General features: G+C 62.2%; 12 protein-coding genes and 1 pseudogene. 4 read left to right on the forward strand and 9 right to left on the reverse strand.

The features are described from left to right. The first annotated feature begins 204 nt into the window (after positions 1–204). Positions 205–1,695 carry a cation:dicarboxylate symporter family transporter gene (locus FDW81_RS17025; RefSeq protein WP_138135394.1) on the forward strand — a complete coding sequence of 497 codons (1,491 nt, stop codon included), beginning with the start codon at positions 205–207 and terminating at the stop codon, positions 1,693–1,695. Between the two features lie 988 nt (positions 1,696–2,683). Here FDW81_RS17025 and FDW81_RS17030 read toward each other — a convergent pair. The 8 genes from FDW81_RS17030 to FDW81_RS17065 form a co-directional block, all read right to left on the reverse strand. Next, on the reverse strand, positions 2,684–3,730 hold the full coding sequence (locus FDW81_RS17030; protein WP_138135395.1) for a LacI family DNA-binding transcriptional regulator: 1,047 nt from the start codon (positions 3,728–3,730) through the stop codon (positions 2,684–2,686). 26 nt (positions 3,731–3,756) lie between these two features. Beyond that, positions 3,757–5,091: a NosD domain-containing protein gene (locus FDW81_RS17035; RefSeq protein WP_138135396.1), complete on the reverse strand. Its 1,335-nt coding sequence runs from the start codon at positions 5,089–5,091 to the stop codon at positions 3,757–3,759. 38 nt (positions 5,092–5,129) lie between these two features. Then, the gene (locus FDW81_RS17040; protein ID WP_138135397.1) at positions 5,130–6,080 is read right to left on the reverse strand and encodes a carbohydrate kinase; all 951 of its coding nucleotides are present in this window, start codon (positions 6,078–6,080) and stop codon (positions 5,130–5,132) included. A gap of 31 nt (positions 6,081–6,111) precedes the next feature. Then, positions 6,112–7,677: a glycoside hydrolase family 32 protein gene (locus FDW81_RS17045; protein WP_138135398.1), complete on the reverse strand. Its 1,566-nt coding sequence runs from the start codon at positions 7,675–7,677 to the stop codon at positions 6,112–6,114. A 36-nt stretch (positions 7,678–7,713) separates the two neighbouring features. Continuing rightward, positions 7,714–8,757 (reverse strand): LacI family DNA-binding transcriptional regulator, encoded by a 1,044-nt coding sequence (locus tag FDW81_RS17050; protein ID WP_138135399.1) that lies wholly within the window; start codon positions 8,755–8,757, stop codon positions 7,714–7,716. A 7-nt stretch (positions 8,758–8,764) separates the two neighbouring features. Next, the gene (locus FDW81_RS17055) at positions 8,765–9,715 is read right to left on the reverse strand and encodes a carbohydrate ABC transporter permease (protein WP_138135400.1); all 951 of its coding nucleotides are present in this window, start codon (positions 9,713–9,715) and stop codon (positions 8,765–8,767) included. Next, positions 9,715–10,602: a carbohydrate ABC transporter permease gene (locus tag FDW81_RS17060; RefSeq protein WP_138135401.1), complete on the reverse strand. Its 888-nt coding sequence runs from the start codon at positions 10,600–10,602 to the stop codon at positions 9,715–9,717. Before FDW81_RS17060 ends, FDW81_RS17055 begins: the two co-directional genes overlap by 1 nt. Positions 10,603–10,673: 71 nt before the next feature. Next, positions 10,674–11,951: an ABC transporter substrate-binding protein gene (locus FDW81_RS17065; protein WP_138135402.1), complete on the reverse strand. Its 1,278-nt coding sequence runs from the start codon at positions 11,949–11,951 to the stop codon at positions 10,674–10,676. A gap of 289 nt (positions 11,952–12,240) precedes the next feature. On the opposite strand from FDW81_RS17065, the gene FDW81_RS17070 reads away from it, so the two are divergent. After that, positions 12,241–12,429, forward strand: a complete 189-nt coding sequence (locus FDW81_RS17070; RefSeq protein WP_138135403.1) for a hypothetical protein — start codon at positions 12,241–12,243, stop codon at positions 12,427–12,429. Positions 12,430–12,486: 57 nt separating this feature from the next. Further along, complete coding sequence (locus FDW81_RS17075; RefSeq protein ID WP_240720390.1) at positions 12,487–13,590, forward strand: NosD domain-containing protein; 1,104 nt, start codon at positions 12,487–12,489, stop codon at positions 13,588–13,590. Here FDW81_RS17075 and FDW81_RS17080 read toward each other — a convergent pair. Continuing rightward, positions 13,587–18,341: an isopeptide-forming domain-containing fimbrial protein gene (locus tag FDW81_RS17080; RefSeq protein ID WP_138135404.1), complete on the reverse strand. Its 4,755-nt coding sequence runs from the start codon at positions 18,339–18,341 to the stop codon at positions 13,587–13,589. The genes FDW81_RS17075 and FDW81_RS17080 overlap by 4 nt on opposite strands. A 1,149-nt stretch (positions 18,342–19,490) precedes the next feature. Here FDW81_RS17080 and FDW81_RS17085 point away from each other — a divergent pair. Beyond that, a pseudogene (locus tag FDW81_RS17085) lies at positions 19,491–19,792 on the forward strand (Lsr2 family protein). The last annotated feature ends 1,831 nt before the right edge of the window (positions 19,793–21,623 follow it).

The raw sequence follows: 21,623 nt of genomic DNA on the forward strand, positions 1-21,623 counted from the left end.
ACTAGCTGTGCCAGCACGGAGAATTCCTTCTACATCCCAGAAAGAACATGAGGTTGGTGGAGCAGGACAGTCATAAACGAGTTTTCCCGTTCCACTATGCGGAAATCGTATTTCCTCTTGTGGAAACTAGGTGATCGGGGTTACTTTTGGCCTAAGGCTCCGTATTTCCGGAGCGTCCCCAACCCATTTGATAGGTGAAGGTCAATGAAGATCCCCAACCCTGAGGCACTGAAGGCGAGTTCGGTGCCCGCGAAGAGGAAGCCGCTGTATAAGTCGCTCTTCTTCCAGATTCTGATCGCCGTCGTGGCAGGTGTCCTCATCGGACATTTCTGGCCGGACCTCGGATCACAACTGAGGCCGCTCGGAGATGGCTTCATCAAACTCATCAAGATGATCATCGCGCCGCTGATCTTCCTGGTGATTGTCACCGGAATCTCAGCCGTTGGCGACGTCAAAGCGGTTGGAAGGGTAGGGGTCAAAGCCCTTGTCTATTTCACGGCAGCGACATTGTTCGCCCTGGTATTCGGTCTGGTGGTGGGCAACATCGTGCAACCCGGTGCCGGCCTAAACATTGATCCGGCCACCCTGTCCCAGGCTGACCTTGATGCAAAGACCGGCTCGGCCGCGCCGAAGGATGCCGCCTCCTTTATTTTGGATGTCATTCCGGCCAGCGTGATCGGGGCTTTCGCAAGCAACAGCCTCCTGCAGGTGCTGTTCTTCTCCGTATTCTTCGGGGCGGCCATCGTGGTTATCGGCCGCCAGCGCTGCATGCCGGTCATCAGCCTCATGGAAACCGTTCTGGAACTGATCTTCAAGATCATGTCCTGGATCATGAAGGTGGCGCCTATCGGCGCTTTCGGTGCAATGGCCTTCATTATCGGCCAGTACGGACTCAGCACACTTAGCACCTACGCACTGCTTATCGCCGCCTGCTACGGAGCAGCCATAGTCTTCATCGGTCTGCTGTTCATTGTGGCCTGGGCAACCGCACGGGTGCCCCTATGGCCGTTCCTGAAATACACCCGGGAAGAGTTCCTGCTGGCCCTCGGTACGGCGTCCACCGAAGCGGTGATGCCGCGCATCATGACCAAGCTGACCAACGCAGGCTGCTCCCGCGCCACCACCGGCCTGGTGGTCCCCACCGGCTACTCGTTCAACCTGGACGGGGCGGCGATCTACCTGTCCATCTCGCTGCTGTTCCTAGCACAGGCCTTCGGCCATAACCTGGACCTCGGCCAGCAACTCGCAGCCCTCGGCGTCCTGCTTTTGACATCAAAGGGGATGGCCGGTGTTCCCGGGTCCTCCTTCCTTGCCCTTTCGGCAACCGCAGCGGCGCTGGGCATCTTCCCCGTAGCTGGCGTCGCGCTTCTCCTCGGCGCCGACCGGCTCATGGACTCCATGCGAGTGGTCGTCAACCTGCTCGGCAACTGCGTTGCCACGTTCGTTGTGTCCAAATGGGAAGGCCAGTTCGACCGCAGCGTCATGCTGCGGGCGTTCAAGGGCGAGATCACCAATCACGACTCCGCCATCATGCTCGGCAAGGAAGAAGTTTTTGAAGGGCAGGAAATTCAGCGGCTCAGCGAGGGACAGGACCCCTCCCCCAAATTCCGCGGCGGACCCAACCCCGAGGAAATTCCCCAGTTCCAAATGAGTAAGGCTGCCAGAGCCAACGCCGGCAACGCCCCTGTAGAGTAGCCGCATCTACGTACACGAAGGCGGGCAGGACCTGATGGTCCCGCCCGCCTTCCGCGCTATAAGGAGCGGCCCCCCAGCCGAAGGAGCCTAACCAAGCCCTAGGCGACGCAACGGTGGTTCCGCGCCTTGGCTCTTCGCCATCAGCTTGGAATACACCCCAACCTGACGGTAGGGGCACCTGACAAGGGAGGACTTGGCTTGTGGACGAAGCTCACAGCTTGTTTTCAGACGCCCGCCAGTCGCAGCATGTGACTTAGCCGCACTTGCCACAAGGGGATGTCATCCAGTCCAGATTGTTTGGCCTATATCGACTGTTCTCGAACTTCCCTACCCCAGGTTTCGTTGCATCGGACTGTCAGGGTGGGGTCTGCGATTAGCTTTGAGCACTGTCCGTAAAGCGGAAGTTCGCTCTATCCTCTCGCCAGCGTTCGTACTCCATAATCTCCTTGACCGGAGGACCAGAAAGCCAACCCTGTCGTTTCTGCTCCCTAGGACCTAACGCGACGGCTACTTACCGGAGTATCCGTTACCGGCGTTAAAAGCACCGAAGTGGAAGCGGATTGAGAACCCCCGTTTTGGGAGAATCAGGCCTACTGACAGCCGTGTCAGTCGATGGCGCGGAAGACTTCCCCGCGGCAAGATGTGGCGTGAGATCTCTACCGGCGGCATAAGGAAGACGAGGCAGGCACCGGTACTCAGCCTCGCCTGAAGGTGGAGGACTGGCAAAACCACTCCCCCAGCTTTACAGAATCTCCGTTATCGGCGCTGATGACCCAGTCCGTCATTAGACGCGTTCAGCGGATTACAGGCCTGGTTGAGCAGGCCGATAACTCCGCGGCCGGCTGCATATGGTTGGAGCGCATAGAAGCTTTATGGAACGGCGAAGGCGCCTTCTAAGCAAACGTTTGTACGAGTAAACTCTCTTGGGATTCACCAGTAGCGGTTACTCGTTTGCCGGCAGGGATGGTACTTGCATGTTTCGACAGGCTCAACCACCGGAAGGCTGAGCCACCGAATTGCGGGGCACCAGCGGGCAGTCCAAGATGGTCGGCTTGGCCGCAGTCTGACCCAGATCGGTCTTACCTTCTATGGCGTCGATGAGTTGCTCTGTGGCCCAGGCGCCCATCTCGTAGTGCGGTAGGGCGACGGTGGTGAGGCCGGGATGGAGGTTGGCGGCGATAAGTTGCTGGTCGTCGAACCCCACGATGGACAGGTCGTCAGGGATGGTGAGTCCCAGTTCGGCCGCGGCCCGGTAGGCGCCCATGGCCATGCGGTCGTTGTAGCAGAACAAGGCGGTGGGCCTGTCAGCACGGTCCAATATCCGCAGGGCTGCCTCGTAGCCGCCCTGCACTTCGGAGGCTTCAGCCTCGACAGGTGCGGTGCCGCCGTCGAGCCCTGCTTCCGCCAGCGTTGCCCGGAAGCCCTGGAGGCGCAGGCGTGTTGCCGGGACGTCGTCGGTGTTGTTCAGGAAACCAATTTTCGTGTGGCCGGCGTCCAGGAGGGCTGTGACGGCAGTCCGGGCACCGCGTTCCTCGTCCGGAACCACCGCGGTGATGTTCTTGCCGGTGGACACGGAGTCAACCAGGACCGACGGGATGGTGCCCAGGTTCGCGGGCAGCTCCACGTTGCGGTGGTACATGGTGGCGTAGAGGATGCCGTCCACCTGGCGCTCGAGCAGGGCCTGGACGTCCGTCGTGCGCGATTCCAGGCTGGCGGAGGCGGAGGTGTTGATGATCATCAGATTGTAGCCGCGGCGCCTGGCGGCTTCGTCTGCGCCCAGGATGATCCGGCCCGCGTGGGGCGTCGTCGCGATGTCCTCGCTCAGCAGCCCCAGCATCCCGGTCCGCTGCGTCCGCAAAGCCTGGGCCAGGCGGTTGGGCTCGTAACCGAGCTGTTCGGCGGCGGCCCGGACCTTTTCTTTTGTTTCGGGACGCACGCGGGCATAGGCAACGTCATTGAGCACGTGGGAGACGGTGGTCACCGACACCCCGGCGGCCTGGGCTACGTCCTTGATCCCGATGTTCTTGGTGCTCATCCGTCTCCCACGTCCTTAGGTGCCTCCTAGAAACCTACCGTGGGATTGGGGCGAACGGCGTTGACGGCCCGGTCCGCACTAACCTGCGCGTCGGTTCCGGAGTCGAGGATGGTGTTCCGGGTTGACGCAGGATCCACGAGCACGGCCGTAACCGTGAGGCCATCCGAAGAACCGGTGGCCAGCAGGGCATCCACCTGCGACTCGAAGCAGGAGTCGCTGGATTTGGAGTCAACATCCAGTGCCACCACGTGGTTGTTGGAGACGAAGTTTCCGGTCCCCTCGATCAGACGGATGATGACCGGCTCCGCGCCCGCGGGACGGATGGTCTTCGAGTCAATGACTTCAGAGAAGTGGTTGCCAATCACCGAGTTGTTGCTGCCGCTGACAGACAGGAGCCCGGTCAGGTCGTCCAGCCCGTTATCGACTCCAAAGAACGGCGTCCAGGGCTCGTGGTCGCGGAGGAGGTGGTTCGTGGCCACGAGGTTTTCAGAACTGTTCTCCTCGAGGACCACCATCCCCGGGTAGAACGAATGCAGCCGGTTGTTGGTGATGCTGGACCGCGTAACTCCTTTGAAGCGGACGCTGCTGGAACCGCGCGGAAAGATATTGTTCGCGGTGACCAGCAGCCCGCCGTGGTTCTCGGCATAAATCGAGTGGCCTTTAGGGCCTGCCCCCACCAAGTTGTCGGTGATCTTTGATGCCTGCCCCCAGCCGCGCAGCTCGATGCAGCTTCCGCATTCGGCGATGAAGTTGTGGTGGATGGACAGCGCGTCGGCTTTGTGGATGGTGAGGGCGTTCTCCAGGTAGATGAACCCCATGTCCGTGACCCGGAAAGAGTCGTTGGCACTGGCAACGTAGATGCCGGTCTTGCCGTTCACGTAGGTGTTCTCGGCGGGCAAGCCGGAGCCGTCCGCGACGAAGTGCAGCCCGTCGATGCAAAAGTTGGCGAACTCCACCGAGCTGATCCGTGGGCTTCCGCTCCGCTCGACATAGAAGGCAGCCCCCTGGGCCTCCCCGTCGCCAACCGGCAGGTCCACGATGACGCGGCTGCCGCCGGGCCACAGCTCATGCAGGTCCGGCCATTCGTCTTCGGGAACGTTGAACCGGATGCTCGACGACGTAAACCCGTGCCCCGAGCCCTCAATTCGCAGGAAACTGACGTCGATCAGCACCTGCGTGCGGAGGTGGTAGTCCCCCGGCGGAATGTGAATCACCGCGCCGGGCTTTCCTCCGTCATTCACATCGGCGACAGACTGCCGTTCCTTGATGTCCGCGATGATGCTGTTGATGACTTCGCCGAGGTCCTTGGCCGGGTTGCCGACAGGCCAGTCGGTCACGTCGTAGCGGTTGTTGCTTAGCATAGCTTCTTCCCTTGATCTTAGAGTTTCGCGGCCAGAGTTTACGGAGCCACGGGCAGGTGCTCTGGCAGGTCGTCCCGGAGTTCTTCCAACCACGGCGGTTGGGCGCCGGCGCGGCGGACGGTTATGGCCGCTGCCTTGGCCGCCATCCGGCCCAGCGACTCCAGCACCGCAGGCGCCAGCCCGTCCGCGCCGCGCGTCAGGAGTCCGTAGACCAGTGCGGACATATACGAGTCGCCGGCCCCAATGGTGTCGACGACGGCGGACGGCACCGCCGGTACCGCCACCCGCGCGCTACGGGTCGTCAGCAGCGACCCCTCCCCTCCCCGAGTGACGGCAACGAGTTCCGGCCCGAGTCCGAGCACCCGCTGCGAGACCTCCTCAAGGCTGAGCCGGGGGTAGAGCCAGCGTGCATCCTCGTCACTGAGTTTGACCACCTCCGTGAATGGGACAAGCTCCTCGAAGACCGCCACGGCCTCGGCCTGGCTGCCGAGCAGCGCGGGACGGATGTTCGGATCGTAGGTGACCATGCAGCGCTGATGCGATTGCTCGAGCAGTTCCCGGACCACCGAGGCTCCCGGGGCCAAAAACGTGGCGATCGAGCCGGTGTGCAGGATTTTGGGCAGCGTGGCCGGCGCAACCCGCGGGAGGTCCCAGCGGATCTCGAAGTCATACTGCGCCGAACCATCGGAGGCCAGGGTCGCCGTCGCGGTGGCGGTTCGGCCCGGGCGGAAGGACCCAGGCGAAAGGCCGACGCCGGCACTGCCCAGGTGCCTTTCGATGGACCGAGCATGGTGGTCGTCGCCGATCGAGGTCAGCAACCCGGTGGCCACACCAAGCCGTCGGAGCCCGTAGGCAACATTGGCCGGCGAGCCGCCGGGATGCTCCACAGTGCCTCCGGGCGAGACAACGATGTCTACGAGGGCTTCACCCACAACAACCACGTCAAAGCCCGATGCGGGTTCATCTCCGGGGTGCTGGACTGGTGGCATTTTGAGACCTTTCCTGTGCCTGTCGGTTGTTCTAGCGAAGTGTCGTGACGGTGAGCGTGCGGACGGTTGCCGGCCCGCCGGTCACGGCCAGCCGGTTCCCGGCGCTGCCCTGTTCGGGGAAAACAAGGTCGGTCAGGACCACCTTGCCGTCCTGCGCGAACACCTCCACCGAGCAATGGTCGACGACGATCTGCAGCTTGAGTGCGCCGTTGTCCAGGACCAGCGGGGCTGACTCCGCCGAAGCGAACTTCGGATGGAATTCGGTGTCGCCTGAGCGCCGACGGTCCAGGATGAGGCGGCCGGTCGCGGAGTTGTAGCTCAGTACGGTCTCCGAACTCCCGTCCTCATTCCCGAACAAATGGAACGCCACGTGTTCGGCGTCTCCGGGCAGGATCTCGGCCTCGATCACCTGCGCATTGCCGGGCACCGCATCAGGCAAACGGACGGCGGAGTCACGCAATTCAAGCAGGCCAAAGGTCGTCTGCTCGTCAGCCGCGGGACCACCGAGTACCGGTTCCTGGACCACGCGTACGGAACCGTTGACCGCGGTAAGCCGCACCGCGCGCGCAAGGGTCATCGACGAACGCCACGGTGCGGTGGGCAGCTGGTTGGCGTAGTCCCAGTTGTTCATCCACCCGATGATGATGCGCCGGCCGTCCGGGACGTTGCTGAAGGACACTGACGCGTAGCAGTCGCGCCCCCAGTCGAGCCACAGGCACTGTTGCAGGGCGGCGGCTGCCGCGGCGGAATCACCCAGGGCGCTGACCCCGGAAGGCGCCGCCAGCGAGCCGGCGTCGGGAACGAAACGAACGCCGTCGAACTGTCCGATGAAGTACTGGCCGCCGGACCCTCCCGCCACCGCACCGGGGTTCACGTTGACGATCAACACCCACTTGATGTTGTCCGGATCCCCGTCCACCGGCAGGGGAAAGAGGTCAGGGCACTCCCACTCCCCCTGGTCGGCGTTGGCTGGGCCAAAGTCGCTGAGGAAGTCCCAGGTCTTGAGGTTGTCCGAACGGTAGAAGACCACCTTCTGCTGCTGCGCCTCGACGGCCACCATGATCCAGCAGGCACCGAAATCCCCCTCGTACCGGAAGACTTTCGGGTCACGGAAGTGCTCGGAGTTCCGGGTGAGGACGGGGTTTCCCTCGTATTTCCGCCACGTCATGCCGGCGTCCGTGCTGTAGGCCAGGGACTGGGCCTGGGTGCCGCTGTGCTCGGACCCCGCCTTGAAGGCGCTGGTGTAGATGGCTACCAGGGCGGGCTCGTCGGCCGTGCCGAAACCGGAGGCGTTGCCGTGGTCCACCACCATGCTGCCGGAGAAGACGTCCTCGGCCTCGTCGCAGGCAATGGCAACGGGATGTTCGGTCCAGTGCAGCAGATCCGTCGAGGTGGCATGGCCCCAGGACATGTTGCCCCAGACACTGCCGTAGGGGTTGTTCTGGAAGAACAGGTGGTAGAGGCCGCCGTAGTAGACCAGGCCGTTGGGATCGTTCAGCCAGGTATCCCTTGCCGTGAAGTGGATGGCGGGCCGGAACCTGGCCGTCCCGGCAGAGGCGGTGGCTGTTTCCGGGAGTGCGTCAAGGCTGCTGGACATATGGGTGGCGTTCCTCTTGGGAAGGTGAAGGGTTGCTTACCGCCGGGGAGCCACGACGGAATCGCGGCGCACCAGGGGGCAGCCCAGGATGGTCGGGGGGAGTGCCATGAGGGCAAGATCGGTCTTACCCTCGATGGCGTCGATCAGGTGGTCGGTGGCCCAGGCGCCCATCTCGTAGTGGGGCAGGGCCACGGTGGTGAGTCCGGGGTTGAAGTTGGCGGCGATGAGTTCCTGGTCATCGAAGCCGACGACGGACAGGTCGCCCGGGATGCTCAGTCCCAGTTCGGAGGCGGCGCGGTAGGCGCCCATCGCCATCCGGTCGTTGTAGCAGAACAGGCCCGTAGGCCTGTCCTCGCGGGACAGCATCCGCCAGGCCGCCTCGTAGCCGCCGTGCACCTCGGAGACCGCTGACTCGACAGGTGCCGCGCCGCCGTCGAGCCCTGCCTCGTCCAGCATGTCCCGGAAGGCCTGGAGCCGCTGGCGGGTCGCCGGAACGTCGTCGGTGTTGTTGAGGAACCCGATCCGGATATGGCCCGCTTCAAGGAGCGCTCCGACGGCGGCACGTGCACCGCCTTCCTCGTCCGGGATGACCGCCGTGATGTTGCCGCCGGTGGGCACGGAGTCCACCAGGACGGACGGCACGGTGGCGAGGTTGGCCGGCAGTTCCACCGCGCGGTGGTACATGGTGGCATAGAGGATGCCGTCCACCCGGCGTTCCAGGAGGGCCCCGACGTCGGCCTGCCGCGATTCGAGGCTGGCCGAGCCGGAGGTGTTGATGATCATCAGGTTGTAGCCCCGGGCTTTGGCGGCCTCGTCAGCGCCGAGGATGATCCGGCCGGCGTGCGGGGTGGTGGCGATATCCTCGCTGACCAGCCCCAGCATGCCGGTGCGCTGGGTGCGCAGGGCCTGGGCCAACCGGTTGGGGCCGTAGCCCAGTTCCTCGGCGGCGGTCCGGACCTTGTCCCGGGTTTCCGGGCTGACCCGGGCGTAGGCAACGTCGTTGAGGACGTGGGAGACAGTTGTCACGGACACGCCCGCGGCGACGGCCACGTCCTTGATCCCAATGTTCCGGTTGCTCATCAAGTTCTCAGCCCTTGACCGCGCCGAGCGTCATGCCGGCGACGATCTTACGCTGCAGGAGCAGGGTCAGGAGGATGACCGGGATGGAGTACACGGCGGCCAGCGCCGTCATGGAGCCCCAGTCCAGGCCGAACTGGGTCTGGAAATTGGCGATCACCACAGGCGTGGTCTGGGAACGGATCGCCGTCATCAGGAGCGCGAAAAGGAACTCGTTCCAGGAGGCCAGGAAGGCGAAGATCGCGGTGACGGCGATGCCGCCGGAGACCACCGGGATCACCACCCGCCACAGGGCACCAAGCCTGCTGCAGCCGTCCACGGTGGCCGCTTCCTCCAGGTCTTTCGGCACAGCTTCGAAGAAGCTGGACATCAGCCAGATGGAGAGCGGCAACGAGATGGTGGTGTGCGCGATGGACAGGGCGATCGGGGTATCGGACAGACCCAGGGTCCCCATCATCGACGCCAACGGAATGCCGATCGCCACCGGCGGGACCATGCGGGTCACCAGGGCGGCCATGATGAAGATCCTCCCGCTGAGGGTCTTGTACCGGGTGATGCCGTAGGCCGCCGGTACCGCCAGGACCAGGGACAGCACCGTGCTGATGATCGCCGTCTGGATGCTGTTGATGAAGGAGGCCAGGACACCGATGCGGCCCAGCGCGTTCGTGTAGTTCTCCAGCGTCCATTCCTTGGGGAGGATGGTGGGCGGCACCGCGATGGTGTCGATCGGCGTCTTGAAGGACGTGAACAGCAGGTAGAGAAACGGGAACCCGTACAGCACCATGGCCGCGGCCAGGAGGATCCACAGCAGCGTCCGGGTGCTTCGGCGGCCCGCCTCAAGGCCTTCCCGGTTGACACCGCGGCGCTTCCGGGGACGTACGACGGCGGGCGGCAGCGAAGGTGCCGCGGCCGCCTTGGCCGGGGTCCCGCCGTCGTGCTTAATTCTTTCGGCGACGCGCATCAGGTGTCCTTTCCTGGCCGCCAGATGGTGGTCACCGCGACGAACGCGACGGCGAGCATCGCCAGCAGGTAGATGGTGCCCATGGCGCTGGCCAGTCCCGGATCGCCGAAGCGGATCATGGTCCGGTAGATCAGCAGGCTCATGGTTTCCGAGGCGGACTGCGGGCCGCCATTGGTCTGGATGAGGATGGTGTCGAACGCCCTGGCCGCGTCGATGCCGCGGACCACCAGGGCCACGGCGATAACGGGACGCAGCAGCGGAAGGATGATCCGGAACAGCAGGGCCGGTGCGCGCGCGCCGTCCAGCCGTGCCGCCTCAATGAGGTCACCGGGGATGTTCTGCAGGCCAGCGAAGAGCACCAGGCACATAAACGACGTGGTGAGCCAGATATCCGGGATGGCCACCGAGTAGAGCACGATTCCGGGATCGGACAGCCAGCCGATCTGGTTGGGGTTGGACAGGATGCCCGCCTGGTGCAGGAGGGTTCCGATGAGGCCGAAGTTGTCGATCATCAGGAACTTCCACAGCAGGCCGGCGACGATCGGGGCGATCATCAGCGGATACATAAACACGGTTCGCCAGATCTGGGAACTGCTGCCGAGCATGGTGAACAACAGGGCCATTCCCAGGCCGAGCGCGAACTCGAGGGTCACCACGATCAGGGTGTACGCCAGGGTGCGCCAGCCGGCGCCGTTGAAGGCCTCGGAGGCGAAGGCCCGGACGTAGTTGTCCAGGCCCACGAAGTCGCGGGGGCCGCCTGCGATCGGGGAGATTTTGAAGAAGCTGTCCGCGATGAGGCGGAACAGCGGGAAGGCCACGAAGACTGTCAGGAACAGGGCCGCCGGGGCCATCAGGAACAGGGCGAAGCGGCGATCGGAGATGCGCACGGTTTTCTCTTCCGCTGGTTGGGGGCCGCGGCCGGCACCGGCGTTTTTCCGGGTGCCGGCCGCGGGGGCTTTTACTTGAGGAGGTCCTCGATCTGCTTCTTGGCGTCGGCGAGGAGGGTGGCGGAGTCACCGCCGGCCACGGCCTTCTGCAGCATGGGGACCAGGACGGTGTCGACGATCTGCTGCCACTTCTCGGTGGCGGGGCGGGTGGCGGTGGCTTCTCCGTTGAGGGTTTCGATCAGCGGGCCGAAGCTTTCGTAGCCTTCCTTGTCCTGGTACTTCTCGAAAGCTGAGATGCGAGATGCCAGGCCGAGGTTGGACTCGATGCCTTTGTCGTTGTAGTCATAGGCGCACTGGACGAACTTCTTGGCGGCCTCGGTGTTCTTGGTGGCCTTCGGGACGGTCAGGTACCAGGGGCCGGGAACGCCGCCAATTCCGGCGGATCCGGCGATCATGGGGGCCGCGCCCACCTTGCCGGCCACCGCTGAGTCCGCGGGAATCTGCCGGTAGGCGTGGGCCCAGAAGCGGGTCATCGCCGTCTTGCCCTGGTTGAACAGGTTCTGCGCGGCGGCCCAGTCCACCTGGGCTGCGCCGGAGGGGGCGTCCTTGACGAGGCTGACGTAGAAGTCCAGGGCTTCCTTGTGGGCGGCGTTGTCGATGACCACCTTGTCGCCGTCCAGGACCATGGGTGAGCCGGCCTGCAGGACGTGGGCCAGCCATTCGGTTTCGACGCCGCCCTTGACGTCCGTGCCGTAGATGCCGTCCTTGGTGAAGAACTCGGAGATGTCCTGGTACTGCTTCCAGGTGGTGGGGGCAGCGAGTTCGTAGCCGTACTTGACCTGGAAGTCGGCCTTGTTCTTGGTGTCCTCGAACAGGTCCTTGCGGTAGAGGATGATCTCGGCGTTGGTCCAGGCGGGCAGGCCGATGAAGTGCCCGTCCACGTTGGCTTCCTTGACCAGGGACGGGAAAATGTCCTTCTTGGCCTCGTCGGTGAAGATTTCGTCGATGGGCTGGACGGCGTCCTTGAAGCTGGGCAGCCAGACCGAGTCCAGGGCAGCGACGTCGAAGGAGACGTTGCCGGAGGAGAATTCGCTGGAGAGCCGGTTGAACATGCCGTCGTAGGGCAGTTCGACGAAGTTCACGTCGACGCCGGCGTTCTGCTTGCACTGTTCGGCGACGCCGGTGAGCACGGCGTGCCCGCCGGCTTCGACCAGGACGTTGACGGTGTTGGTGCCAGCGCTTCCCGACGTGGTCGCCGGGCCCCCTGCGCCGCAGGCGGTAGCAGACAGTGCGACGGCGGTGCAGATGCCGCCGACGGCGAGTCTGCTGATGAATGTACGAGTGGACATCTCTGTCGACTCACTTTCTCTCGAACGGAAGTGGTGAGAACGATTTGGGGTGCAAAATCGTTTTGCCAAAACGACTTGGCACTCACAGTAGAACCAGGCCGGCGTGCGTGTCAAGCGTCACTTTGAAGAGAAGTTTCTATTGACGCCGTCCGTCCGGCGGCCCTAACGTGAAGCCCAACCGCTCTTGAAAAACGGTTTTGGCAACTTTGGCAAATCTAACCTCATTTTCGCGAAGTATTGCCTCCCCGGGCGGTCCCGCTCCCCATCATTTTCGACAAAGGAGTTTTACGTGCGCTTTTCATCCATGCAACCCGGGCGGCGCGAGGTGCTTCGCGCCGGTTCGGCGTCCCTGGCCGCGCTTGCCGTTGGCCTGTTCCTGGCCGGGCAACCTGCCACTGCCGATGTGCAGGCTACCGCGCCGCATCTCGACGCTGCAGGCAGCGCCCCGGGCCACCGCCACCTCATCGGGGTGCTCTGACAGGTCCCAAACCATCGCCAGCAGGCATTTCCCCCAACGAAGCGAGGAGTATCAGCATTGCCAACGGTTTATGACGTCACCGCCTGGTCCGTCCCAAGGAATCCCTCAGCAACCCCCTACAACGACATCGGCCTCATCATCAACAGCATCATTGCCGATGTGAAGTCCCAGCAGACCAGCCAGTCCTCCAAGCCGGGGGCGGTGATATACATTCCGCCGGGAGACTACTCCTTGAAGACCCGGGTCAACGTGGACGTCAGCTTCCTGACCATCCGCGGCTCGGGGCACGGCTTCACCTCCAGCAGCATCCGCTACAACGCCGGAAACACTTCGAGCTGGCATGAAATCTACCCCGGCGGCAGCCGCGTACGGGTGGAGAACACGGACGGCAACGCGGAGGCATTCCGCGTCTACCGCACCGGTGATCCGCGGCTCAGCTCCGTCGTGTTCCAGAACTTCTGCCTAGACGGGGTGTCCTTCGGCTCCAACGAGAATTCCTACGTCAACGGCAAGACCGGAATCCGGTTCGATTCAGCAAACGATGCCTGCCGGATTGAAGGCATGGGGATGGTCTACCTCGAGCGTGGCCTTGTTGTGAAGGACACCGATGCCCTGAGCGTCAGCGGCAACTTCCTCGCCGAGTGCGGCAGCTGCATCGAGCTGACCGGTTCAGGCCAGGCTTCGAAGGTCACGGACAACCTTATCGGCGCCGGCTACGTGGGCTTCTCCATATTCGCCGAAGGCCACATGGGCCTGCTGGTTTCCGCCAACAACGTATTTCCTTGGGGAAAGAGCAGCGTGCACTTCAAGAACTGCACCCGTTCCTCCATCACCTCCAACCGTTTCCATGCCTTCTACCCGGGGATGGTGAACTTTGAGGGCAACCGTTATCGGCGTTTTGCTGAGTCCGCCCGCTGTTCCGCCCCAGGCCTGAACCCTTCCACTGTGTATACGGTTGCCAGTTCCGATCGTGACGCGCGAAAGCAGAAAATCTTCGGGTCAGGCACTCGGTGCGTTTTGGGGCTGACCGTCAGCCGCGTTCCCGCGGGACACTGTCGCACATTCCGCCAGGACAAGACAAGGGGAGGGGCCCCCAGCTGCTACAGCTTGGGGCCCCTCCTCTTACCGCCCGAGAGCGTTTCAATCACTCTAGATATTTAGCTGGCTGCGCCTTCCTTGTTTCGCTTCCTACGGAACATCAGGAGGAAGAATCCGAAGGACAGAAGGATCAACGCTACGAAGACCCCGGCCAGGACATTGACGCCGGTCTGAGCCAGCGGTGATGGGGCACTGGCTACCGGCTGTGGAGGACCAGCAGGGTCCTGAACTACCGGAACGATGTCACGCACCGTGTGGGTTGTGGTGCAGTCTGCGTTCTGGTCCTGGGCCGGTACGCAGATCCCGCCGATGCCAGGGGTGACAACGTTGGTCAGTGTCCCGTCACCGGTGCCCAGTGCGCTGGTCTTGATCGAGTACGTGATGGTCACGACCTCACCCACGGCCAGGTTGCCGGTCCAGGTCAGCTTCCGTGCGTCCTTATCAATTCCGACGTTGCCTGCCGAAGCTGCAGCGTCATCGTTGTAGGTTGCATCATCGAGGACCTTGGAGAGGTCATCGATGGCAACAGCGCCGGTTACAGAGCCCGGGCCCGTCTGGTGGACCTGAACGGTGTAGGTGATCTTGTCTCCGGCCTTGACGACCGAACCGTTGGCCGGGTCGGAGGTCTTCGAGACCGTGTAACCACCCACGAGGTGGGTCGTGGTGCAGTCCGCCGTCTGGACGCAACCAGGGCTGGTTACGACGTTCGTCAGGGTCTGATCTCCTGCGCCGGTCACCGTTACCGAATACGTAACCTTGATGGCTTGACCGACGGAGAGGTCACCTGTCCACTTCAGGACCGGCTTCGTGTACGTGGCCTGGCCGCCTTCGAACTTGAGGTTATCGTGCCAGGTAGCGTCATCGAGCACCGCGGTCAGGTCATCGCTGAAGGAGGCGTTTTTGACGGCGCCTTCACCGATCTGGGAGACCGTGACAGTGTAATCAATGGTGTCGCCGGCCTTCACCGAGCTTCCGGTCGCCGGGTTGGACGTCTTTACTGTCTTGAACCGGCCTGTCTTGTGCTCGGTGGTGCAATGGCTGGTCGACGCACATCCCGGTGAGGTCACCGTGTTGCCGAGCACAGTGTCTCCGGCAGCGGTAACCGTGACCGAATACTTCACGGTCGCCACATCCCCCGGACCCAAATCTCCGGTCCAGGCAATCACACCATTGGTGAATGTGAAGTTACCGGCAGAGGCAGTGATGTCATTGTTGAAGGTTGCATCGTCCAGAACCTTGGACAGGTCATCGTTGAAGAACTGACCTGTGATTCGGCCCTGTCCGGACTGGGTCACCGTGACCGTATATTCGATCGTGTCCCCGACCTGAACATCGGTACCTGCTGCAGGGTTAGCCGTTTTCACCGTGGTGTAGCTGGCCGCGAAGTGTTCCGTTCCGCATGTTGCGGCCGAAACACAGCCTTCGCTGGTTACGACGTTCTGCAGGTGGGTGTTACCTGCCGACTTGGCGGGGTCGAGCACCGTGACCGAGTAGGTGAGTGTGACGACCTGATCCACCGCGAGATCACCAGACCAGGAGAGCTTCTTCTGGGCCGCGTCGAAAGAGGCGGTCCCGGCCGTACTGGTCAGATCATTGTTCCAGCTCGCGTCATCGAAGACATCGGAAAGGTCATCGACAAGCGAAGCGCCCCTGTAAGTGGCTTCGCCAATCTGGGAGACAGTCACCGTGTACTTGATGGTGTCCCCGGTCTTGACGTTCGAACCCGTGGCCGGATCGGAGGTCTTGACGACGGAGAAGTCAGCAACCGGGTTCTTTACAGGCGGGCAACCGCCGACAGCGCAGCCAGGGCTCTGTACCCCATTTGCCAGCAAGTAGCTGCCATCTGCTGCCAGCGCGGCCGAATCCTTGACAGTGACCGAGTACGTCACGAGGGCAACTTCACCGACAGGAACCGTGCCGGTCCAAGAGATCATCCCGTTCTGCAAGCTCACGTTTCCGATTGAAGCCGCGATATCGCCGTTGTACACAGCGTCATCGGTGACATCAACGAGGGAGTCGGTGAACTGCGCTACTGCCGGTGCGCTTCCTTCCTGAGTGACGGCAATGGTGTAGGTGACGGTGTCGCCGGGGCGGACCGTCTCACCGGAGGCAGGATTGGAGGTCTTCGCCACCGTGTAGTTGGTGACCAGGACGCCTGCCTGGTCGCAGTTGATCGAGGGGGTGACCCCGGAGTCAGCCGGAACGTCCGCGGTGCCGCAGGCCGTGTTCACGACGTTGCCTCCACCAGTCAGCGTGACCGTGAACTCGTGGGTTTCCTTGGCGCCCTTTGCCAGTTCGTTCACCGTGAACGAACCTTCAGGAAACAGGTCATCCTGAACCTTCAAACCAGTCAGGGTGCCCTGACCGGTGTTTTCGATCACGAGGCGGTAGGGGACCTTGTCACCAACCTGGTAGGACGGGTAGTCCTCGACCGTGTTCGCATCATGCCATTGCCCGTCGGTGCCTTGGACGTACTTTTTCAGCGAAGCCGAGTAGTAGTTGGCAACCGTAATCGGAGCCGAGGTACGCATGACCAGCTCGGTGTGCTCGGCACGGGCCTGTGCCCGGTTCACGAGCACGTCACCGCCTTGCACCCCGTTGGTCGCTACCTTGACCGTGAAAGCCTGGGCAGCGCCAGGGTTCAGCGCCGGGCCGATGACACGAACGGCCGTGACAGTGGCCGGCTCGGTCGTTGACCAGTTGACCTTGTTGCCCGTGATGTTGCCGGGTGTCCCGTTGGAAGCATCCTTGGGGTCATCCGAAAGCGTGGCCGGCGCGGCATCGGTGTAGTAGACCGTTGCGCCCGGAACCGCCGTCACGTCCGTGAGTGCGTAGCTTCCGCTGTAGCTGGTCCCGCGACCGTCCCCGATGTAGGGGAGGATATCGATCGTGTCCGTAAAGGTCTGCGGCAACGGATCGAAGGAGCGGAGAGTAACCGTCCAGGAACCCTCGCCCACACCGTCACCATTCACGTTCGGAATGAATGGCGTATCAGCGGCCTTGCCGATCGAGGTGTATCCGTTAGTGCTCGTGGTCACCTGAGCGGTGGCCGGACGGGTGGTTACACCGCCGAACGAGGCCACTGCGGAGTTCTCAAGCGTGGTCCCCGGGGCGACGGATGTGCCCGCGACGGCTTGGTACGTCAGGGCATGGTTCTGGTTGGTGGCAACATCATCAATGGTCCACGTCAGGACCTGCTGGCCGGAGCCGTTGGTTGTGACGACCGGTTCCGGCGACGCCGACCCGGGAACATACGTCATTCCTGCAGGAAGAGTGTCGATGAGCTGGAAGCTGTCAACAGTTTTCGGGATGGTTCCCGCGCCGTTGGCCGAATACGCCAATGTAAAGGTGGCCGGAACACCGGCCGTGACGACACTGCGGTCAGCGGACTTTTCAATCGCCGGTGTCGCAGTGACGACACGGAGCAGGTCGCGGAAACCCGTTGTGCAGGGGTACCGAAGCCCAGCTGTTGACTGCAGGCAACCGGTGTCATTCGACCAGGTGGAACCCGTCGGGAAGTCCATGATGCCTGAGAAAAAGCTCCAGACATCCGTGCCTGCGGGTGTTTCGGGCTTTATTGTCTGCAACAGATTCATCGTGAAATTACTCAGGTTCGAGTAGGCTTCGATGTCTCCCTGCGAAATGGTTAGCCTTACGGCCTTGACGTCGACAGGGTTAGCCGGAGCTGTGGTAGTCCAACCTGTGTCACCACCGCAGTTGAAAGCATTGGGGTCATAAGCGCTGCTTGTGGGGTCTAATGCAGGTGCATTGCCCGTGTAGTAGGCAATGACTGCTCCCTGTGGGGGCGCAAATTCCTTGTCGCTGAGTCCCTCGGTGAAAGGGCCAAGTCCGGCGTAGCTAACGTAACGGGTGTCCAGGGCGGAACACATGCCCACGGGCAGGTTATCGGCCCGCGCAACGTTTCGTTGCAGTGCCGTGTCCAGGTACTGTCTGACAGTCGTGCCGGGAGCAACTCGGTAAGTATTGTCCCAGTTGGTTCCTCCGTTGCCCGTGTAGGAGCGTACTAGTGCAGAGGAATAGATTCCCGGACCAACCCAGGACTTGGACGAAGTGTTGTTCGAAGGGTCGTCCTGTGCGGTGTTCCCCGCTGTGGAGGTATAGGCAGGTGCCGTGGCGCTCAAGTCAATAGCGCCGTTCAGTGCGGTGGTGTTGAAGCGGAGCCAGATCGAGCCCGAGGCAACTGCCACCTGGTCCGTGGGGAGGCGGGCGCCGGTGGAGTCTTCAGTCGGTGCAGACGCCGGGCTGTAGTTGATGCCCGTCAGCGTGAGTCGGAAGGTATTCGGTCCGGTCTGGGTGAAAGTGCAGTTGTCCACGAAGGATGTCGTCTGTTCGGCGGGGTGGTTCCCTCCGGACCATGGGTGGCCGTCGGCCGGCCAATCGCCGGTGAAGGGGCTGCATGCCTGAGGTCCAACCCCATAAGCGGTGGCCTGGGCAGAGTTGAACGTGACGTCGTAGACGATGGTCTGAGGTCCGGGTTCACTGCCTCTGTTGAGGTTCAGCGTCCACTGGAAATCTACATCCCGGTAGGTTTCGGTCGGAGCCTGGTACACCGAAGGGGTTCCCCACCGCATGTCCATTCCGAACTCACTTACCAAAGAGATCGGGCTTAGGTTTGTGGCCTGTCCACCGATGGTGCCGGTCGCGGAGAGCTGGCTGCCCGTGGGACCGTTGGCGACAACAGGCGTCTGCACGGCGATGGCCGTGCCCTGCTCACGGGTCCCGAGGTTGCACGTCAGCGTCTTTCCATCAGCGGAAATCGTTGACCGGGGTACGACGCCATTGCTAAGACACACATCCGGAAGTTCTCCGAACACACCGTTTTGGAGGGTGACCGTGAAGGTCACGTTCTCCACCGGGGCGTTGCCCGGTGCTGGCTTGTCATCGTTGACATTGACACGCCACTCGGCGTTGACGAACGTCCCCGGATTTTACTTGGGCAGGTGTGCCGGCAGCCCACGCGCCGGTGATCTGGTAAACAGTAGCGGCGCTGGCTGGCAGTGCCGGAAAAAAGGAAAGAAGCAGGGCGAACAGGACCGCAACGCTGCCCACCTTCACGCCTCTGTTTTTTCTACCTCTGAAACCCCGGAATAACGGGTGTAATCCATGCATCATAGATCGGCGTGAACGTGTCAACATTCCCCCATAGTTGTAAATTTAGCAAAAAAAAGCTAGACAAAAAGTCGTGCAAGTTATGCAACAAATACCACTTGATATCGCGTCTGTCTTTCAGCCGGAGGACAACCGCCGCTACGAGCGCCCAGATGAGCCGGGTCACATTTGTAAACAAGCTGTCAAGTCGAATGCAAGCGGGGATGGCCAACAACTCGCCGAATGCTTCCTATCGCTATGGCAATACAAAGGAATGACTCCCGGCTGGAGCCATGGAAAACACCACGTGAATGTGTTCGAAATATGTGGTCAGTCTCTTGGTGAAATCAAGATCACAGTCTCCGCAGCTTCTGCCGGAGTCACCCACTAAGCAAGCCCCCGACACAAACACGTCCCCTCACGAAGAATTCGGGGGTTGAATGGTTCGTGGCGGTGTGGGCTGCCCACTAGACGACGAACCAGCGTCGAGTTGTTGGGTGAGCAAATGGGCCTGCGCCAGTGCGCTCTGACGAAACCCACCAGGAGAACAACTGGGGATGGTTAGGAGGCGGCAGTACAGACCGTTGCCCTTCACCCCGGCCAACCGCCAGGGACGGCCTGTAGCCCCACCGTGAGCCGGCAGGGGGCCGCCGCCTCACGGGGTTTAAGTCCCTTTGGGGGCCAAGCTACATGGGGGTACCAGCCGGCTTCCCGGAAAAGCAAACTGACAGTATCAGAACCGCCGCCGTTCGGAGACGCGACACGAACCTCTAAAGCGGTGCCAAGCCCTTGCTCAAGAGGCACAAGAAGCTGCCTGCGTCAGGTTGGCTTTTCCATCCGGGTAGGGTTTTACGGTGGCTAAGCGAACAATCATTACTTTGACCGATGACCTGGACGGTAGTGACGCTGAGGAGACAATCAGCTTTTCCGTTGACGGCACCGCCTACGAAATAGACCTCAACGCGGACAACGCCCGGAATTTGAGGGCCGCTTTGCGCACCTTTAGGGACGAACGGCGAAGCCGGCCCGGAAGGCCCGCCCCCACCAGGCTCGCAACGCAAAAATCCGGGCCTGGGCCAAGGAAAACGGCATCAGGGTCTTCGACCGGGGAACCATCAGCGCCCAGGTCCTTGAACAGTACAACGCCGCACACTAAGTCTGGAACAGCCGGGGCAGCGCCCCGGCCCTTCGGATACTTCTCGACTCTCTCACTGTTGGCGCGCTTCATCCTAGCCATGGCGTGCTCGCACAGATGACGGCCTAGCTGTCCCTCCGATGGTGTGGGGCTACCGCAAGGATACTGATCGCCCCATGCTCCCTACCGGTGCTGACCTGCCAGCTGACGTATCCTTCGACCGCACCGTCGATTTCGGCGACATCGATGTACTTGCCGGCTTCGGGCGGGACTGCCCCGGCTTTGGTTGGCTCGGGGTCTTAGGCCGCCGTGAGCGCGGTCCGGTCGATTGTTTCATATTCGATGGGCGTGAGTTTGCCCAGCCGTCTTTGCCGTCGCCGGCGGTGGTAAGTCCGCTCGATCCAGGTGACGGGCGTTCCGCCTCCGGGGTTGTCCGAGAGGGTGAGTTCGCCTCCCTGTGCTTTGGCGATACTGGTGCAGATGGCCAGGCCTGTACGACCCGGCCGCCACGGAGCAGGGCGGCCGGGTGGAGATCGTATTCGGAGGCTGTGAGTCTTTGTTCCACACCGTTAACTTGCACCGTTCTTGCTGCCAGGGTAAGCAGCAACCCGTTGTAGTCGAACAGCCCGGCAGACTGCTGCCCGGTGCCGGGTCGGGGCGCCGGAAGTGCCGACGGTTCCGGGGCCAGCGGAGAGCCGGTGATGCTGGTTTTCTCGCTGCCGACGGGTCGGCGCAGCAGCGCTTCCACCCGGTACCTCAGCTCGCGGGGCCGGAAGGGCTTAGGGGCGTAGTCATCAGCGCCTGCTTCCAGGCCCATCTGGGGTGTCCATTTCCTGGTTGCGGGCGGTGAGCATGCGTTCTACGGCGAGAATGGGCTGCTGGAGCCCGGCCGGGTTGACCCCCGTCAAGAGGTACCGGTACTACGACGAGGAACAGGTCCGAACGTTCGCGGGTCGCGTACGAAGAGTTCCTTTTGTTGAAGGGCCGACGACGAGTGGGGGTGAACCTCGGTCTCAGATAGGTTCGCTCGTCGTCGGCCCGCCCTAGTCCGTACCCGGTGGATACGGAAGCTTCATGACAAGGGCTTGGGTGCGCGAGGCGCTTCCTTAACCCGCGGTGGGCTTGGATTATCGTGCGTCCTACGTCATTTCCGTGCTGGGTGTTATTCAGCCAGGCGGTGTTGGCCAGCTCATCGGCCCATTCCAATGACGCGGGGCTGTCCTGGCGGATCCATTGGATTACTTCGCTGACGCCGCAGTCCCACGGCACGAATTCGTTTCCGTGCAGGTCCCCGATGGACATGAGCCCCCGGTTGAGGAGCTGTTCCAGGAATAGCAGGACGTCAGGTTCTTGGGTTGACCTGATTTTTTGGGACAGGAGGGTCAGGTGCAGGACTTTCAGGCTCATGTAATCGCCTAGGTTTTGGGCAAGCACGTGTGCGACCAGGTGTTCGTCGGCTTCCCGGCCACCGGCAAAGATTCTTTCCGCGTGACCTCTCTCGTCTCGCACGGGCATCCGCGGAGCCGCCGGCGTTGTGCGGCAGCGCTGCTCGTTTCTGTCATCTGCCCTTCGTGAGTGAGTGTTTTCCCTGTTCAGGGGCGTGTCGCCAGAATGTAGGATCTTTTTGTACGGCACTCGATGAACGCTTTCAGAGCCGTTTCGTGACGCTTGCACGGAAGATTTTTATGGATTCATGAAATTTTCCTGCTGCGCGTCACGATCCACATGAAAGCGGGTTAAAAACGGGGACCAGACTATTCAGCTTGTCCCTGGGCAGTGCTGGAGCGGTGTGGTCCGCGGTGGGGGAATAGTTGTGATAGGAAAAAATGGCGGCACTGGCGCTGCCAAAAAT

It is taken from the genome of Pseudarthrobacter sp. NamB4, from assembly GCF_005796185.1.
Taxonomy (GTDB): domain Bacteria; phylum Actinomycetota; class Actinomycetes; order Actinomycetales; family Micrococcaceae; genus Arthrobacter.

Bases quoted from the DNA above. Each gene is read 5' to 3' on its own strand.
- FDW81_RS17025 (WP_138135394.1), top strand. From the start codon at position 205: ATGAAGATCCCCAACCCTGAGGCACTGAAGGCGAGTTCGGTGCCCGCG.
- FDW81_RS17030 (WP_138135395.1), bottom strand. From the start codon at position 3,730: ATGAGCACCAAGAACATCGGGATCAAGGACGTAGCCCAGGCCGCCGGG.
- FDW81_RS17035 (WP_138135396.1), bottom strand. From the start codon at position 5,091: ATGCTAAGCAACAACCGCTACGACGTGACCGACTGGCCTGTCGGCAAC.
- FDW81_RS17040 (WP_138135397.1), bottom strand. From the start codon at position 6,080: ATGCCACCAGTCCAGCACCCCGGAGATGAACCCGCATCGGGCTTTGAC.
- FDW81_RS17045 (WP_138135398.1), bottom strand. From the start codon at position 7,677: ATGTCCAGCAGCCTTGACGCACTCCCGGAAACAGCCACCGCCTCTGCC.
- FDW81_RS17050 (WP_138135399.1), bottom strand. From the start codon at position 8,757: ATGAGCAACCGGAACATTGGGATCAAGGACGTGGCCGTCGCCGCGGGC.
- FDW81_RS17055 (WP_138135400.1), bottom strand. From the start codon at position 9,715: ATGCGCGTCGCCGAAAGAATTAAGCACGACGGCGGGACCCCGGCCAAG.
- FDW81_RS17065 (WP_138135402.1), bottom strand. From the start codon at position 11,951: ATGTCCACTCGTACATTCATCAGCAGACTCGCCGTCGGCGGCATCTGC.